This is a genomic window from Psychrobacter sp. S4(2024) (genome assembly GCF_036861305.1).
In the GTDB taxonomy this organism is placed as follows: Bacteria; Pseudomonadota; Gammaproteobacteria; order Pseudomonadales; family Moraxellaceae; genus Psychrobacter; species Psychrobacter cryohalolentis.
Genome location: NZ_JAZAQR010000002.1, coordinates 377898 through 394624 on the forward strand (window position 1 = coordinate 377898; position 16727 = coordinate 394624).

The following is a 16727-nucleotide window of genomic DNA, read 5'->3' on the forward strand; positions in this document are numbered from 1 at the left end:
TGAGGTCGCATCGCTGCTCTTATCATCCTGCCTTACCACAAAATAATCTTGTATCTTTATCCTCAACGCCTTTAATAGCAGTGCTTTTAATAAAATATCGACGTATCCTTTTATCGTCTTTTTTATCTCATCCCTAATGACTGACTACATAAATTTGCTAAATCGACACTTTGATTTTGTTGTTGGTATGACTCTAATTTGTCATGAAAACCTGCTAGTAGCAAGGCTTTATATTGTAAGTAAATGTAATAAAATCGGTTGTTTCTTTAATGTTTCTATATAATCAAAAAATTTTATTTTTTATATTATCTACAAAATATTTTGATTATTGATCGACTCTTTAGATAAGTTATTGAATTCAGACCATTAATATTTTTGTTTGCGCTGTGTAGATGAGCCAATATTCATTGCTTCACGATATTTGGCGACTGTTCTTCTGGCAATATCGATACCTTCTGCCAACAAATAATCTTTTATCTTACTATCAGACAATGGCTTTTTGGGCTCTTCATCAGCGATAAGCTGCTTAATCATCGCGCTGATAGCAGTTGATGAGATATCGCCATCGCTGCTGCTAACATGTGATGAAAAGAAATGCTTGAGCGAAAACAGTCCTTGCGGTGTCAAAATGGTCTTGCTAGTGGTCAGGCGCGAGACCGTTGATTCATGTAAATCGACTTCGTCTGCAATCACCTTTAAAATAAGCGGTTGCATAGCAGTGGCGCCATACTGCAAAAAAGATTGCTGGTAGCGCACGATGCTAGTGGCGACCTTTAAAAGGTTCTGATTACGCTCTTCGATACTGCGAATAAACAAGCGCGCATCGGTGAGATTTTCACGCAGATATTGATTATCAGGGCTATTATCGCCGCGCTTAACAAGATTGGCATATTCTTGGTTGACTCGCAGTTTTGGCAAGGTTTCAGGGTTTAGACGTACCTGCCAGCCATCTTCTTGAGTAGATGTGGTGGTGTTTTGATGAGCATCATGGCGACGGATAGGCGTCACCAATACATCAGGGATATCATAGCTGTCGGGCGACTGAGTATAATCCGGTTGGCGGCTTTGAAATAGCAATCCTGGTGAAGGATTTAAAGTACGCAACAGCGTAAGCGCAGGGGTAATCTCCTGTGCCGCAAGTCCTGTGCGCTCAGTTAAGGCTTTAATATTATTACTGACCAGATGCTCACTGGCAGATAAGAGCGCTTGGGCTTGTTTTAGATAAGGCGTGTCAGTATCGAGCTTAGATAGCTGAATCGCTAAGCATTCACTTAGATTTCGTGCGCCAACCCCAAGCGGATCACAGGATTGAATCATGTGCAGTACTGCCATTACTTCATCCTGCTCAACGCGCTGATCCCACTGATAAAAGCTCGCAATGGTATCAAAGCTCTGTAGCAACTCCTCGATATCGAGCCGTACAAAACCCATGTCGTCCATAGAATCCATCAAATACTCAGCGATAAGAGTATCTGTCTCTGAGAGACGTTTAAAATTCAGCTGCCAACGCACATGGTCTTGAATCGTCGCATTGGTACTGCCCTCATAGCGATCAAAGTCCTCAGAATCTGGACGCGCTGATATGCTGCCTGAACCAGTACTGGCGGTGTTAAAACCGTCATAATCTGCATTAGGGCTATCATAGTTTGAGCTTTCATAGTTTGAGCCTTCAAAGTCTTCAAGCGTATAACTGTCGATGGCATCCGTATCAAAACCGTCTTGCTGCAATTTATCTAGACTATCATTAGTAAGGCTATCGCTAGTACTGTCATCATAGTCAAATACATCTTCATTATTTGATGGAGGAGATATAGAAAACGTATCAGAAGCAGTACTCTGATTCCAACTGTCTAACGTTAGTGGCTCGCCAAACTCATCTAATGCGTCTTTATCCATACTTTCGTACTCATCTTCATCGTTTTCGATGCGTTCTAGTAATGGATTACTGTCCAGCTTCGCTTGAACCTCTTGCGCCAGCTCAAGACTAGAGAGCTGCAGCAATTTAATAGCTTGCTGCATTTGCGGGGTCAGTTTTTGTGAGGTGCTTAGCGTGGTCGCCAATCCGAACGACATACTCATGGGCAGTTTATTACACTCCAGTCTTGGTAATATTGTCTTTGTAATGCTGATTAATGAGCGGTTTACCCTTAACAGGACATGACGATAGCATTTTTTGCGACAATTTTGCTATGATAATTTATGCCCTTGCCAGATAAGTGAATGACAAACCTCTGTCCGTAGCTTTCTGGTAGCTTCTAAAGAATACTTTAATAAAAATTTATACCTGTGCATAGTTGCATAGTTGCATAGAATGATTTGCGGAGTAAGGTTCAAATAAACCATTAATAATGACAAACCTGAAAACGTTTTATAAGAGATATATAATATTAACAATATTGAGAAGCCTGCTATGAATGAACATATAAATAACATACAGCTGACCGTTGCTGCCATCCAAATGAATAGTCAGCAAAGCATTGAAGACAATCTGTCAGATATAAAATCCGCTATTATAGATGCTCGTGCACAAGGCGCGCAGCTTGTCGTACTACCAGAAAACTGCTGTAGCATGGGTAGACAGTTTGCGACAGCAGATCGCTTTGATGCGCTGTCAGCGACGATAGCAGAGTATGCACGTACATATGGTATATACGTGCTAGCAGGCTCTCTGCCCTGCCCGTATCGCCCTGATGGTATGATTGTGCCTGATGGTAGATTGCGCCAAGTAAGCCTATTGTTTGCGCCGGATGGTACACAAGTGGCACGCTATGACAAGATTCACTTATTCACCGCGACCGTCGCCGATAAGCAAGGCAGTTATAACGAAGCGGCGACGTTTGAGCCAGGTACGCAGACGGTCGTGGCAGCGCTCGAAGTAAATGATGATATTTATCAGCTCGGTATGATGGTTTGCTTTGATCTACGCTTTCCTGCATTGGCGCAGCGTCTGCGGCAAGCAGGCGCAGAACTATTAAGTGCGCCATCTGCTTTTACGTATCTAACAGGACAAGCCCATTGGTCGCTCTTACTGCAAGCGCGAGCTTTAGACAGTCAATGTATGGTAATTGGAGCAGCACAAGGCGGTGAGCATGCGTACAGAGACGGTCATACACGTCAGACGTGGGGACATACGACGATTAGCGCTTATGATGGAACTGTAATGAGCAGCTACAATAATAGCGAATTGACCCCATCTTTGAATAAAGACCATAAAAATTATGCTTTGGTCTTAGCGACGTTAGATAGACAAGCGCAAAATCAGGGACGACAAAAGATGCCTATCTTTGATTGTCATCGTTTGGCATAAAATAATTTTTATAAAAGCGTCTTGATAAAAGGTTTTTTTAATCAAAGCAATTTGCGATGAAAGACACTTTTAAAATTAAAGGGTTGAATCGCTGTCTTTGGATACGTGAGTGGCTCGAGGATGGGCACGGTCATAGACTTGGGTCAATTTAGCAAAATCGACATGGGTATAAATTTGCGTGGTACTGATATCGCTATGCCCAAGCATCTCTTGGACAGCGCGCAAGTCGCCACTCCCTGATAACATATGTGATGCAAAGCAATGGCGCAATAGATGCGGATACATGTTTTGAGCAATACCAGCACGAGTAGCAGCAACTTTGAGACGCTGCTGCACGGCCCGTGTTGATAAACGCGTACCCAGTTTTTCACTAATAAATAATGCACTGTCCATCTGCTCTACCCACAGATTACGGTGCGGTAAATAACGACGAATGGCGTCAGCCGCTTTTATTCCTAAAGGTACTAGGCGTGTCTTATTACCTTTGCCGGTCACGCGTACCCGCAAATCAGCCAAGTCTACATCTGCTATATCTAGCGCGACTAGCTCACCGACACGTAGACCACTACTATAAAGCAATTCAAACATCGCCTTATCACGTAGCCACAAGCGTGCTTGTTCAGGTGTATCAGGTATTTCTTGGTCGAGCAATTGCGTCAATAAATCCACATCAGCGATAGAGGGTAAGGGTCTAGGGCTGCGCTTGAGCTGATACCCTGTAGTTGGATTGATACGTGCCAAATCCTCTTCTATCAGCCAGCCATAAAAATGACGAATAGCTGATAACTCTTGCTGAACGCTGGCAAGAGCTAGTTTGTCTTCATCAAGGCGTTGGCTGATATGCTGGGCTAATTGGCGCTTATCACAACGCGTCCATGTCAGGCGTTTACCTCGCAGGAATAACGCCAATTGGTTTAAGCCAGCAAAATAAGCCGTCAATGTATGCGGCGAGTGATTGCGCACAGATAAGACATTTAGCCAACGATGCACAGGGTCTAATAATTCACTTAACGCGGCATCCGCTTCTATGGTGATTGCCAATTCTGCTGATAACCATGACGGTGAAACGGATTGTTTATCAGATCGTGCGTCTGTCACTTGAGATTTTTTATAAGACATCACCATATTGAAAACAACCCCATTACTTATCCAGTAAAAATAACTGTGATTTATATTTTACTATTAACTTTCTGGATTGGGCTTGATACCGGCTTGTGCCATCAAGCCATCTGGACTAAAGACACCTTCATACACAAATGCGGTTGGTCCGGTCATCATGACCGAATAGCCCGGCTGCCATTTAATTACCATGCTGCCGCCATAGAGCTGAGCACGCACATCTTCGCCTTCGTCAAGCCAGCCTTCGCGTATACCGATGGCAACGGCTGCACAAGCGCCCGTACCACAGGCTTGCGTCTCACCGACACCGCGCTCATACACTCGCAAACGAATATGACGCTGATTCATTATTTGCATAAAACCAACATTGACACGTTCTGGAAACGCTGGATGCGATTCGATGGCTTTACCCAAGGTTTCAACGTCAGCATCAAGCACATCGTCAACTTTTATCACCGCATGCGGATTGCCCATATTGGCAACATAAAGCTGCACCGGCGTACCATTCACGTCCAGATGATAAGCATTTTGGATTTTGGTGATGGCTCTTGGGGTAAATGGAATCTCACTTGGCTCAAACTTGGGCTTGCCCATATCAACCTCTACCCAGCCATAACGATCGGTCGTCAGCGAAATAATGCCGCTTGCCGTCTCAACACGGAGACGCTGTTTAAAGGATAACTTGCGCGCTTGCACAAAACGGGCAAAACAGCGGGCGCCATTACCGCATTGCTCAACCTCTGACCCATCAGTATTAAAAATACGGTAACTAAAATCGACGTCGGGGCGCATTGGCGGCTCAACGACGAGCAACTGATCAAAACCAATACCTAAATGACGATCACCCAGTAACTGCACCAAATCCTTGGTCAAGTCCAAACGCTGAGTCACCAAATCGATGACCATAAAGTCATTGCCCAGCCCGTGCATCTTAGTAAATTCTATTAGCATATCCCTGATACCCTATCCTATTTTTATGTATGTCTTATATTAGCACGCTGTCAGTTACAATCATAACTATCACCGTTATCAAATGCCAAGTTATATTCCACACTTATTATTCAGGTGTTTGATCAAAATTTGCCATAAAAAAAACCCACTATCATTATGATAATGGGTTAGATTTTTGAGATACTTTATGCTGCTTAGCCGTTAACCTTGCCACAATACTTCGTCTGCATATAGCGCTTCAACGGTTTCGCGTTTGCGAATCAGCTGGTGGCGATCATCAGCTACCATGACTTCACTAGCTCGCGGGCGTGAATTATAGTTGCTACTCATAGTAAAGCCATAAGCACCAGCACCCGTGATCGCCAAGATATCGCCTGTTGAGAGCGACAACAAACGATCTTTTGCTAAGAAATCACCCGTTTCACAGATAGCACCAACGATATCCCATGGCTCAGTACTTTCTGTATTAATACCATTACTAGGCAAAACGTTTGGAATTACTGCCATTTCTGCTTGATATAAAGCAGGGCGAATTAAATCGTTCATTGCCGCGTCAACAATGGCAAAATTCTTATGCTCAGTTGGTTTGAGCACGTCAACCTTGGTCAATAATACCCCAGCATTTGCCACGATACTACGACCCGGCTCAAAGAATACCGTCAAGCCAAGCTCACTAAGTTTTGGTAATAAAGCATTGGCAAATTCATCAATAGACACAGGCGTCTCATCAATATAACGCACACCCAGACCACCACCCAAATCGATATGACGCAGCTCAATACCTGCTTTACGTAAGCTATGCACCAGCTCAATCACTTTGTCCAATGCAGCAACGAATGGCTCAACTTCAGTCAACTGCGAGCCGATATGACAGTCAATACCAACGATATCGATATGAGACAATTTGGCGGCTTGTTGATAAACGACCAGCGCATCCTCGTGAGCAATACCGAATTTATTGTCTTTGAGACCTGTTGAAATATACGGATGGGTTTTGGCATCTACATCAGGATTGACACGTAGTGATATCGGCGCTGATTTATCAAGCTGCGCGGCGACTTCATTGATTAGAGTCAGCTCGCTAATCGACTCAACATTAAAGCAACCAATACCTTGGTTAAGCGCATATTCAATATCGCTATAGGTTTTGCCGACGCCTGAGAATACCACACGTGCAGCTTCGCCCCCTGCCGCCAATACCCGCATTAGCTCGCCACGTGAAACGATATCAAACCCTGCGCCTGCTTGCGCCAATACGCCAAGTACCGCAAGGTTTGAGTTTGCTTTTACCGCATAGCAAATCTGGTGAGTTAAGCTGGCAAAGCTATCGGTATAAGCTTGATAGACATCCAAAATGGCTTGCTTTGAGTACACATAACAAGGCGTACCATAGTGTTTAACCACTTCGGTAATACTGACCTGTTCCATATACAGTGCACCGTCGCGATAATGTAGTTCAGGCAAATGGGCGGTTAAGGCTTCAGGATTGATGTACAGGCCTTGCTCAGTTTGGGTCGTGACTGACTGACTCATATAAATATCTCTAATATAATCAAGGTAACAATAAAGTATTGGGCTTGCTCAAAAATCGTTTGAGCATTTACATTTTAAGAATTCATGATTACTTATTAGTAATCGTTAGGATCGTTACTCGGTTCAGGCAGCTGAAAATTCTTTGTATTTTGCTGGTCGCTGTCAATCTTAGCAAAGGCGGTATCTTGTGGATTACTGCCACTATCTAATATTGCCGTGCTATCTCGCACTGCTTTACTACCAGCGTCTACAAGGTATAGATCGCCTTTTTGTCCGCAGCCAACCAACAATGCCGCTGAAGCTATCGTGATCGACGTACCAAGCATGATGTTATACGTACTATGGCGAATAGCGCTGCCCACTGTCTGAGAGTGCTTGGGTTTTGAGGTATATCGTGTTGTAAACATAGGATAGATAACCTGTAATCTTGCAACGGTGTACGCGATAAAAATCACTATCAGCGAAAAAAACCAAGGCTGCAATAAGGAAAATAGGAAGATTTTTTAATCATAGCATTATTCTATAAAGCTGTGCGCCTATAGAATATGTTTGCGTAGTAAATTTGCTGAAATGTAGTGATAGAGAATCCAATATAAATATAAAACAATGTTATTGATCTAAAGCTAGACAAACTTACTTACAATTTTTATAAAGGTAAATTTTTACTTATTTTATCTAATAAGCCCTCACTGTCTTCGGTGCACACCTGTAACCATCAATCGAGAACTGGCTGATTAAAGCCTTAGAGTTATCGTGGTGTCACTGCCAAAATATGATACATTATAGTCAACCCTTGTAGCTATAAGGCAACGCTAGCAGGCGTTTGCTTTACATTGAACCTCTGTTAGACATAGTGATGGCTCAAGCATAACGAAAATCAGCGCGGCTATGGTTTATGTTTCCAAACCGTGCAACCTATACCAGCACCGATATCGCTGGTTTTCGTTTATTCAACAGGTGATCGTCAAGATGCGGCACCTTTTATAAAAGACAATCTAAGGATAGAGTATGAGCGCTGGCGTAAGCACCACTTTTGATGACAAACATTCTGAAGCATCGACCCTGACCAATCCTACTTTAGTATTGAACTGCGGCTCCTCTTCAATCAAATACGCCTTAATTAGTGAGGATGAAGGCACTCGTATCACAGGTCTTGCCGAAAACTTAGGTCTCGATACTGCCCGTATTAAACACACCACATTAAATGGTGAAAAGTTAGAAATTGCAATCGCTGGTGGTCGTCATGAACTTGCCTTACAGAAAATCCTTGAGCTACTTGAGCAGTATCACTTTATTGCTGTTGGGCATCGAGTGGTACATGGCGGTCGTGAGTACTCAGAAGCGGTGCGTGTCGATGCGCATGTGTTAGCAGAAGTCAAACGTCTAAAAGTCCTCGCCCCATTACACAATCCGGCAAACGCACTAGGTATCGAAGCTGTACAAGCAATCTATCCTGATATTCCGCAAGTGGTGGTATTTGATACTGCCTTCCACCAGACCATGCCACCCGTTGCTTTCCGCTATCCGCTACCAAAGGCACTCTATTCAGAACACAAAATTCGTCGTTATGGCTTCCATGGTACCTCGCATGCTTATGTATCAGAACGCGCCAGCCACATTACCAGCGCAACAGGACCACATGGTTGGTTAACTGCGCATTTGGGCAACGGCTGTTCAGCAACAGCTGTCTACGACGGCAAAAGCCTTGATACCAGTATGGGTCTGACCCCGCTTGAAGGTCTTATGATGGGTACGCGTAGTGGTGATGTTGACCCAAGCTTACATATTCATCTCAAGCGCCAACTTGGTATGAGCTTAGAAGAAATCGACAAGATGCTCAATAGCGAAAGTGGTTTACTTGGTATTTCAGGCTTATCGAATGACTTGCGTACCATTGAGCAAGCGGCTAATGAAGGTCATGAAGACGCGAAGCTGGCTATCGAGATGTTCTGCTATCGTGTTGGTAAATACCTTGCCAGCTTAAGCTGCGCGCTCCCTAACTTTACTGGTATTGTCTTCACCGGTGGTATCGGCGAAAACTCTGTGACTACGCGGACGCGTATTTTAGAAGTCATGCGTCATTTTGGCATCAAAGTAGATGCCGATAAGAACGCTGGGTTGGTCGGTGGCAATGAAGGCAGTTTCCATGCTGACGATAGCAGTATTGAGCTGTGGGTTGTCCCAACTGATGAAGAATGCCGTATCGCTCAAGAGACTCGTGCAGCCTTGGGTCTAAAATAAAACTAGGTCTATAATAAGACTCATATGCCTGCGATAAGAATCACAAGTTGATTCTTATACGCTCAAGGATGACAATCTCTCTAAAAATATAATAAATAGTAGGATACATTATGCAAACTATTTTACTTGTGCCCATCAGCCGCGGTATTGGTGTGACGTCAGCGGCGTTAGGCTTGATTCGTGCTTTCGATTATAACGGTATCAAAGCGGGTTTTATGAAGCCGTTTTTACAAGACGATACGCTGGATAAGCAAAACAGCTTGGACAGCTCAAGCGCATTAGCCATGCATGCATTTGGACTAAAGCCACCTAAATCGATCAGCCGTCAACATGTTGAGCGTATGATTGGTGATGACAATCTTGATGACTTGATGGAAGAAGTGGTTGTTAACTACCATACTCTTGGTGATGATTACGATGTGGTGATTTGCGAAGGCTTAGTACCGACGACTGAAACTTCTTATGCCTCACAGATCAACCGTGCGATTGCTCATGCACTCGATGCCCGAATCATCTTTGTTAGCACCGCCGATACCAGTAAACCTGCCTATTTAGCCGATAAGCTTGATGTGCATGCGCGTGAATTTGGTGGTATGGCAAGTGATCGTACGCTTGGCTGTATCTTGATGCGTATGCATGACTTGCCAAATACGCAAAGCACCTTAGAAAATCAAATCGTTGCCCCTGGTGAAGCGATTGTGAGCTTGGATAGCGGCTTTATACAAGAAGTGCAGCGCCTATCGCCGCACTTTAATACCGAACAATTCCGCTTAATCGGTGTCGTACCATTTAGTGACTCATTATCCGTGCCGCGTACGTGGGATATCGCTGCTGAACTTGATGGTACTTGGCTCAACGTTGGGGAGGCAAAATCGCGCCGTATCAATCGCATTAGCTTGACTGCACGCTCAGTTGCACGTGTCGATGAAGTGTTCAAACGTGGTACGCTTATCGTGGTGCCGGGCGACCGCGACGATTTATTATTGGCGGCGGGTCTTGCCTGTATCAATGGTATTCCGCTAGCAGGATTGGTATTGACTGGCGGCGTTGTCCCTAGTCCAACCGTCGCTGAGCTTTGGCAATCTGCACTCAAAACTGGTATTCCTGTGATGAGTGTCGAAGATGACAGCTTTGAGACGGTACAAAGCCTATTACACATGAGTGCTGAGATTCCAAGTGATGATACCGAACGCGCTGAAGAAGTGGCGCGCTATGTCGCGGCGCATCTAGATCTTAGCTGGATTAAAGCTTACTTTAGCCAAAATCATGAGCCGCGTTTGTCACCTTCTGCTTTTCGTCATCAAGTGGTCAAAAAAGCGCAAATCGCCAAAAAACGTATCGTGCTGCCAGAAGGCTCTGAGCCGCGTACGGTCGAAGCTGCTTGTATCTGTCAAAGCCGCGGTATTGCCAACTGTGTGCTACTCGCTAAGCGTGCTGATGTTGAACAAGTCGCCAAAAACCGCGATTTGGTATTACCTGAAGGGCTTGAAATCATCGATCCTGATAGCTTAGATATGAGCAAATATATCGCCGCTGTAGTCGAGCGTCGCAAAGGTAAAACCAGCGCAGAAGTGGCTGCTGAATATCTGCAAGATACCGTTTATTTAGGTACGACCATGCTACAGATGGACGAAGTTGATGGTCTAGTATCCGGGGCGATTCATACCACGGCGAATACTGTCCGCCCAGCGTTTCAGTTGATTAAAACGGCACCGGAGTATTCACTTGTATCGTCAGTCTTCTTTATGCTGTTGCCTGAGCAAGTGGTTGTCTACGGTGACTGCGCCATTAACCCTGATCCAAATGCAGAAGAATTGGCTGAGATTGCCATTCAGTCTGCGCAGTCTGCTGCCGCCTTTGGCATCGATCCAAAAGTGGCAATGATTAGCTACTCTACGGGCTCGTCAGGCACTGGCGCTGATGTCGAAAAAGTCGCCCGTGCGACCCAAATCGTCCGTGAACGTGCGCCGAATCTAAAAGTCGACGGACCGCTACAGTATGACGCGGCTTCTGTCATGAGCGTCGGCAAGCAAAAAGCGCCGGATTCGCCTGTTGCTGGGCAAGCAAACGTCTTTATTTTCCCAGACCTGAACACCGGTAACACCACTTATAAAGCGGTACAACGTAGCGCCAATGTGGTCAGTGTTGGACCGATGTTGCAAGGCTTAAACAAACCAGTCAATGACTTGTCACGTGGTGCCTTGGTCGATGATATTATCTATACCATCGCCCTCACTGCCATTCAAGCACATAGCGACGTTATTTAAGCATCTAAAGCTTCGTTCAAAACACGTATTATTGAGCCGATTATCATAATGATGGTCGGCTTTTTTATGGCTTTTAAACGGTATAATTAAGCATAATAAAATCGATAATCGGGATAAGTAAATAATCACATGCTATAGTCGATTTAAAATAAATCAACTACAACGCCCATCTGCATTAGTTTTTACTCACTCATTTATGTCAAATACTTCTAACAGTTATCAAAGCCAAAATACTAAGTCTGCCATCCGTGCTTATTTGGGTGGCTCATTTGATCCTGTACATAACGGTCATTTGCAAATGGCGATGTATGTTTATCAGTGTTTATTACCAATAGCTGAGCAGCAACAGCGCGAACTGTATGTATCGTTGCTGCCCAATGCGCGCTCGCCTTTTAAAGCAGATAGCACCGATCCTAAGCATCGTCTGGCAATGCTAAAGCTGGCAACGCAACAGTCGCCCTTATACATTAACGAGCTTGAGCTGTGGCAAGCACCGCCTGTTTATACTATCGATAGTGTGCAGACACTGCGCACACGCTACCCGCATGACAGTCTGATATTTGTCATGGGCATGGACAGCGCGCGTAGTTTGGAACACTGGAAAAATGGGCTGCAACTGACTGATTATGTCAGTCTATGGGTGTTTGACCGTCAAGAAAATTTTGATAGCGATATAGATATTGATATCAAAATTGATAAAAACGTCTCTAAGACTGAGTTGCACCACTCTCTAACATCCCAACTTCCAAAACTGCTACAACCTTTAACCATCGATTCTATAACTGAATTATTAGCCGCTAACCCTCAATCTTTAACAGACAGCTTTTGTGTAAAAAATAGCCATCAAGGTCATATTTATATCGACCCGCGCCCTGTGACAGCAATATCAAGCACACACATACGTCAGCAGCTTTATCAACAACTGCCGCAAGCGCCTCAATCATTAAATATAACGCACAGCACTGACATGCAAATTGCATCTTTACAACCAATAAATGATATCATAGGCAATACTGCACCCAATTCATTAGCTAAATGGCTAAATCCTGCTGTTTATCAATATATTATCGCCCATCAGCTATATTCTGCTGCTCAATTCCGTTAAAATCGCCTTATACTTTTAATTTTGCCCACTTTGATCATTTTTCCTCAAAAAACGTCTGCCTCTATCTGGCTCGTTAGAGAATGCATTGTGACGATTTACCATTTTATTTTTAATATTTACGATTCAAGAGATTAAAATTTATGACCAACACCATGACTGACGAACGTTTACAAGAATGTTTGACCCTTGTACAAACCGCGCTAGACGATATGAAAGCTAAGAACATCACCGTAATGGATGTAGCAGCATTGACAGACGTAATGGAGCGTATCATCATCGCTGACGGTACCTCAAAGCGCCATGTACGTGCAATGGCTGACAGTGTCGGCGCTGAAGCCAAACTGGGTGGCTTTATGCCACTAGGTCGTGAAGGCGGTATCGATTCTGACTGGACATTGATTGATTTGGGCGCTGTTGTCGTGCATATGATGACGCCACAAGCCCGCGAGTTCTATGACCTAGAAGGTCTATGGTCATCACCTGAACAATTGGCTGAGCTGGTTGCTGTGCCGCGTGAGAAGAAAACAGCCGGTCGTCGCAACAAAAATAAATAATCTTATTTATTGCCAAAGCTGCTTAAGAAAAAGACCAGATATCTATTCTGGTCTTTTTTTGTCTAAAATTTACTGTGCTAATAAAATTCAAAATACGGTTAAATTTTAAACGGCTGAATTCTTACCATTAGAGGAATGATTAAGCTAAGATAATACGCATTATTAATACCAGTATCGATATAACCTCTTCCCTAATAAATCCCTATAGATTAGGAAAACCTATGAACTTAGAACCTATGAACATACAACCTATAAACTCAAAAACGATAGCATCTTCTAGCCAAAAAAATACTGCTGACTTTAACCAAACCTTGCCACTGCATATCGCCACTCTAACCTGCGTCCGTGCTGGCAAAGCCATGCCATTTACCCGTGAAGAAATGAGCGCCATCGATAAAGCACCAGTTAAAGCGCGCGTCGCTGTCAACTTTATGGGTCTCACAACTGATGAGCAAGCCGATAGACGTCATCATGGTGGTCCACTAAAAGCGGTACATCAACTAGCGACGGCGACTTATAACAAGATTAATGCAGAGTTTGGCTTAAAAGTGCGTGTTGGCACATTGGGTGAAAACCTCACTACGGAAGCAGTAAATGGTTTGCTAGAAATGACGGAAGCGACGGTTTGTATTGGTGACGTTTTTCAGTATGGTCAAGATGAAAGCATTGATGGGAATGGTGGCGACAGCGTGCAATTACGCATTGTCCAGCCGCGCCGACCGTGCTACAAAATCAATGACCAAATCGGACAATTTACCAAAGTGCCAAATATTGCGTCTTGGGTCAGCAAACAAGGCATCGCTGGTTGGTATTTTCAAGTCGTTCGCGATGGGACGATTAGCGCTAATTTACCGGTTTATCTTATCGAACGCCCCTATCCTTTTGCGACACTTGAGAAACTGTGGCAGTTATCAAACTCAAAAGAGACATTTGCCGCAGAAGTTATTGAACCTTGGCTTGCGATTGAGTGTTTGGAAGAGAGCTGGAAGAAGGTTTTGGCAAAGAAGATTAAACAGGGTTAGCATTTCATGGCAAAAAATATCTTTTTAGCATTAGCATGTGCCTTAACGCTGCCTTTAGTTGGCTGCGTGACCACTAATAACACCCAAATAGCGAATACTGAACCCTTCGTTATTGATAGCGAAACCTATCAAGCCACTGGCAAAAGCGAGCGGATTAAATCCATCGTCCTGCACTATACCGTCTCAGATAATGCCAGATCTATAAAAACATTGACCACTGGAAATGTGAGCGCCCACTATCTGATCTTGGATAATAACGATAATAAAATTTATAACCTAGTACCCGAAAGCGAGCGTGCTTGGCATGCTGGTAACGGCGGCTTTGCCGGTAGAACGATACTCAATGATACCTCTATCGGCATCGAGATTGTCAATGCAGGCATTAAGCCTGAATATCGAGACGCCTTAAAAAACGGCGCACTCGACTATCATCCTTACGAGCACTATGTAGAATTTGATGAGTTACAGATTAAGAAAGTAGCGCAGCTGGTGCAAGACTTGGCAAAAAGATATAGTATTTCAGCAAAGAATATCATCGGTCATGCCGATATGGCACCGTCGCGTAAAATCGACCCCGGTGCAAAATTCCCTTGGCAGCGACTTTATAAAGAGTATGGCATCGGCGCTTGGTATAATGAATTTGATAAGCAATTCTTTATGAATCAAGACGCATTTGCAGCAGCAACGATACCTGAGATTAAGCAAGCGTTTCGCGATTACGGTTATCAAATCAATGACACAGACGTGTGGGATAAAGCCAGTCGCAATGTCGTGTATGCCTTTCAGTTGCATTTCCGTCCGCAGCAGCCAACGGGCGAGCTGGATTTAGAAACTTATGCTATTTTAAAGGCGCTCAATAAGAAGTATGCTGGTCGTGATGACTTTTATTAATGGATAAAAATATTAGGAGACATAAGCCATGAGTAACTCACAATACAACGAGCAAAATGAGCAAAATGAGCAAAATGAGCTGCAGAAATATCTAGAAGAAAAAGCAAGGCAGGAGCAAGAAAAAGAGCAGGAAGCTGAGCCACTTTCTGCTTATGATGCTTGCGTGTTAAAAGAAAGTGCTAAGATTCATGAGTTGATTGCTGAGGCTAAGGAGGTTTTGAAGAGTGAATAGTTTTAATACCTCCGCTCATTTTTAAATTATGGTTGACGATGCTATTAGCAGATATTTAATTTATATAGCAGTTATGCATAATTTGAGATAATCTTGATTATGAGCGGACAGATCTATAGATATTAATTCCAAACGTAGACGATAAAAAATTGTAGGTCTGTGTCGAGGGACGAGACCCAGTACATTATTGATTCAAGTTATCACCTTAGTATTTCTATAAGTCGCAAGCTCTATCTATTTTATGTACTGAGTAAATTCATCTACTATAAGTTAGTCTAAACATTAGTTGTAAAGTATGACATCTAAGTGCTAAGCTTAATTTCATCTAAAACTTATGATTTAAATTTAAACGCGGTATCATAATGAATTCAACTAAAAACAGTGTACTACCTACTTTACGAGGGTTTCACTATCAGATTTTACTTGGTATTAAAAAGTGTTTTGAGTTGAATGAAGGTCAGTCAATTTGGTTTGAAAGTGATGGTGATATAAGTATACGTGGCAATGAATTAGAAAATAATGAACAAATAGAAAGTAAACATTACGATCAAACGGACTTTCTTACTGACGGTCACGCTAATTTTTGGAATACACTGAATAATTGGCTTAAAGATGATTTTGATCATACACAGTATGCTTTTTTAATTCTTCATACAACTCAGCCTACATCAAAAACAAGCCAACTCAATGGTTGGAACTCCAAAACTCCTGATGAAAAACTAGCTATCATAAGAAGTATTTATGATAAAAGAACTGGTGCCGAAAAAATAAAGAAAGACGCTAAAGGTGTTTTGAAATTTCAGCAAATTATCTTTAGTGATTCTAATAGTGCAAGAATCAAAGATATATTAGGTAAGATGCTAATTAATGACAGCGCAGATGATATAGATAGTTTGAAGATGAAACTAATTAACAAACTAGTGGGGATTCCTGATGATAATATAGATCAATACTTCGAAGGGATTGTTGGTTGGGTTTACGAAAAAATGGATAAAGATAGCTGGTTCATAAATCAGCATGATTTTAAAGATAGGCTTGAAGACTTAACGAGTAAATATAGTAGAGGAAAGTTTTCTTTTCCTCCCTTTACTGGAGCACTAGCAACAGACGTTGACTTATTAAAGCATAATGAATCACTTTTCGTTCAAAAGATAAAAGATATAGAGCATTATGACGAAATTCCTGAAGCTGTAGGAAACTACGCTGAATTTACGAATACCTTATTGGATGAGTCAGTACGATCACCTAAATATAGAGAAATAACTAAAACATATAAGAGTGATTTGATAAGGAAATTTAAAAGGAAATATCAAAATGCTTCGCTTTTATATCCAAATCACCCAAGGATAGATTGTGCAAAAATTCTATATAATGAGTTCATTGACGAGCCAGCAGAACAAGTTCAAGAGTGTGAAATGACTCCAAAACCATATAAAAACGGCTTAATTCATAACTCTATGGATGATGAAAATGATGAGTTAAAATGGGAGATAGACTAAGTGGAT

The 16727-nt window shown here is 42.9% G+C and carries 14 protein-coding genes; 9 read left to right on the forward strand and 5 right to left on the reverse strand.

What is annotated here, in order from left to right; translation table 11 throughout:
* Window positions 1-366: 366 nt before the first annotated feature.
* Complete coding sequence (gene rpoN, locus VLA57_RS06520; RefSeq protein ID WP_333954650.1) at window positions 367-2079, reverse strand: RNA polymerase factor sigma-54; 1713 nt, start codon at window positions 2077-2079, stop codon at window positions 367-369.
* 331 nt (window positions 2080-2410) lie between these two features.
* Between rpoN and VLA57_RS06525 the strand changes: the two genes are divergently transcribed.
* Window positions 2411-3307 (forward strand): nitrilase-related carbon-nitrogen hydrolase, encoded by an 897-nt coding sequence (locus tag VLA57_RS06525; protein ID WP_333954651.1) that lies wholly within the window; start codon window positions 2411-2413, stop codon window positions 3305-3307.
* Window positions 3308-3382: 75 nt separating this feature from the next.
* On the opposite strand, the gene VLA57_RS06530 is transcribed toward VLA57_RS06525, so the two are convergent.
* From VLA57_RS06530 to lptM, 4 genes are all read right to left on the reverse strand, one after another.
* On the reverse strand, window positions 3383-4432 hold the full coding sequence (locus VLA57_RS06530; protein ID WP_333954653.1) for a tyrosine recombinase XerC: 1050 nt from the start codon (window positions 4430-4432) through the stop codon (window positions 3383-3385).
* A gap of 57 nt (window positions 4433-4489) precedes the next feature.
* On the reverse strand, window positions 4490-5377 hold the full coding sequence (gene dapF / locus VLA57_RS06535) for a diaminopimelate epimerase (RefSeq protein WP_020442583.1): 888 nt from the start codon (window positions 5375-5377) through the stop codon (window positions 4490-4492).
* Window positions 5378-5578: 201 nt separating this feature from the next.
* Entirely contained in the window at window positions 5579-6910 is a 1332-nt protein-coding gene (gene lysA / locus VLA57_RS06540) for a diaminopimelate decarboxylase (RefSeq protein ID WP_333954654.1), read from the reverse strand.
* Between the two features lie 95 nt (window positions 6911-7005).
* The gene (gene lptM, locus VLA57_RS06545; protein WP_333954655.1) at window positions 7006-7317 is read right to left on the reverse strand and encodes an LPS translocon maturation chaperone LptM; all 312 of its coding nucleotides are present in this window, start codon (window positions 7315-7317) and stop codon (window positions 7006-7008) included.
* Between the two features lie 601 nt (window positions 7318-7918).
* Between lptM and VLA57_RS06550 the strand changes: the two genes are divergently transcribed.
* From VLA57_RS06550 to VLA57_RS06585, 8 genes are all read left to right on the forward strand, one after another.
* Window positions 7919-9151: an acetate/propionate family kinase gene (locus tag VLA57_RS06550; protein WP_333954656.1), complete on the forward strand. Its 1233-nt coding sequence runs from the start codon at window positions 7919-7921 to the stop codon at window positions 9149-9151.
* Between the two features lie 110 nt (window positions 9152-9261).
* Window positions 9262-11418: a phosphate acetyltransferase gene (pta, locus tag VLA57_RS06555; RefSeq protein WP_011512589.1), complete on the forward strand. Its 2157-nt coding sequence runs from the start codon at window positions 9262-9264 to the stop codon at window positions 11416-11418.
* 196 nt (window positions 11419-11614) lie between these two features.
* Entirely contained in the window at window positions 11615-12523 is a 909-nt protein-coding gene (locus VLA57_RS06560; protein ID WP_333954657.1) for a nicotinate-nicotinamide nucleotide adenylyltransferase, read from the forward strand.
* Window positions 12524-12663: 140 nt separating this feature from the next.
* Window positions 12664-13077 carry a ribosome silencing factor gene (gene rsfS / locus VLA57_RS06565; protein WP_011512587.1) on the forward strand — a complete coding sequence of 138 codons (414 nt, stop codon included), beginning with the start codon at window positions 12664-12666 and terminating at the stop codon, window positions 13075-13077.
* A gap of 221 nt (window positions 13078-13298) precedes the next feature.
* Window positions 13299-14099: an MOSC domain-containing protein gene (locus VLA57_RS06570; protein ID WP_333954658.1), complete on the forward strand. Its 801-nt coding sequence runs from the start codon at window positions 13299-13301 to the stop codon at window positions 14097-14099.
* A gap of 6 nt (window positions 14100-14105) precedes the next feature.
* A complete protein-coding gene (locus VLA57_RS06575) occupies window positions 14106-14990 on the forward strand; it encodes an N-acetylmuramoyl-L-alanine amidase (protein ID WP_333954659.1) in 885 nt (294 codons plus the stop codon).
* Window positions 14991-15018: 28 nt separating this feature from the next.
* A complete protein-coding gene (locus tag VLA57_RS06580; RefSeq protein WP_333954660.1) occupies window positions 15019-15222 on the forward strand; it encodes a hypothetical protein in 204 nt (67 codons plus the stop codon).
* A 362-nt stretch (window positions 15223-15584) separates the two neighbouring features.
* Window positions 15585-16721, forward strand: a complete 1137-nt coding sequence (locus tag VLA57_RS06585) for a hypothetical protein (RefSeq protein ID WP_011512584.1) — start codon at window positions 15585-15587, stop codon at window positions 16719-16721.
* The last annotated feature ends 6 nt before the right edge of the window (window positions 16722-16727 follow it).

Coding starts and splice junctions, on each gene's coding strand:
- VLA57_RS06575 (WP_333954659.1), top strand. CDS start 14,106: ATGGCAAAAAATATCTTTTTAGCATTAGCATGTGCCTTAACGCTGCCT.
- rpoN (WP_333954650.1), bottom strand. CDS start 2,079: ATGAGTATGTCGTTCGGATTGGCGACCACGCTAAGCACCTCACAAAAA.
- VLA57_RS06580 (WP_333954660.1), top strand. CDS start 15,019: ATGAGTAACTCACAATACAACGAGCAAAATGAGCAAAATGAGCAAAAT.
- VLA57_RS06585 (WP_011512584.1), top strand. CDS start 15,585: ATGAATTCAACTAAAAACAGTGTACTACCTACTTTACGAGGGTTTCAC.
- lysA (WP_333954654.1), bottom strand. CDS start 6,910: ATGAGTCAGTCAGTCACGACCCAAACTGAGCAAGGCCTGTACATCAAT.
- VLA57_RS06550 (WP_333954656.1), top strand. CDS start 7,919: ATGAGCGCTGGCGTAAGCACCACTTTTGATGACAAACATTCTGAAGCA.
- VLA57_RS06525 (WP_333954651.1), top strand. CDS start 2,411: ATGAATGAACATATAAATAACATACAGCTGACCGTTGCTGCCATCCAA.
- VLA57_RS06570 (WP_333954658.1), top strand. CDS start 13,299: ATGAACTTAGAACCTATGAACATACAACCTATAAACTCAAAAACGATA.
- rsfS (WP_011512587.1), top strand. CDS start 12,664: ATGACCAACACCATGACTGACGAACGTTTACAAGAATGTTTGACCCTT.
- VLA57_RS06530 (WP_333954653.1), bottom strand. CDS start 4,432: ATGGTGATGTCTTATAAAAAATCTCAAGTGACAGACGCACGATCTGAT.
- dapF (WP_020442583.1), bottom strand. CDS start 5,377: ATGCTAATAGAATTTACTAAGATGCACGGGCTGGGCAATGACTTTATG.
- lptM (WP_333954655.1), bottom strand. CDS start 7,317: ATGTTTACAACACGATATACCTCAAAACCCAAGCACTCTCAGACAGTG.
- VLA57_RS06560 (WP_333954657.1), top strand. CDS start 11,615: ATGTCAAATACTTCTAACAGTTATCAAAGCCAAAATACTAAGTCTGCC.
- pta (WP_011512589.1), top strand. CDS start 9,262: ATGCAAACTATTTTACTTGTGCCCATCAGCCGCGGTATTGGTGTGACG.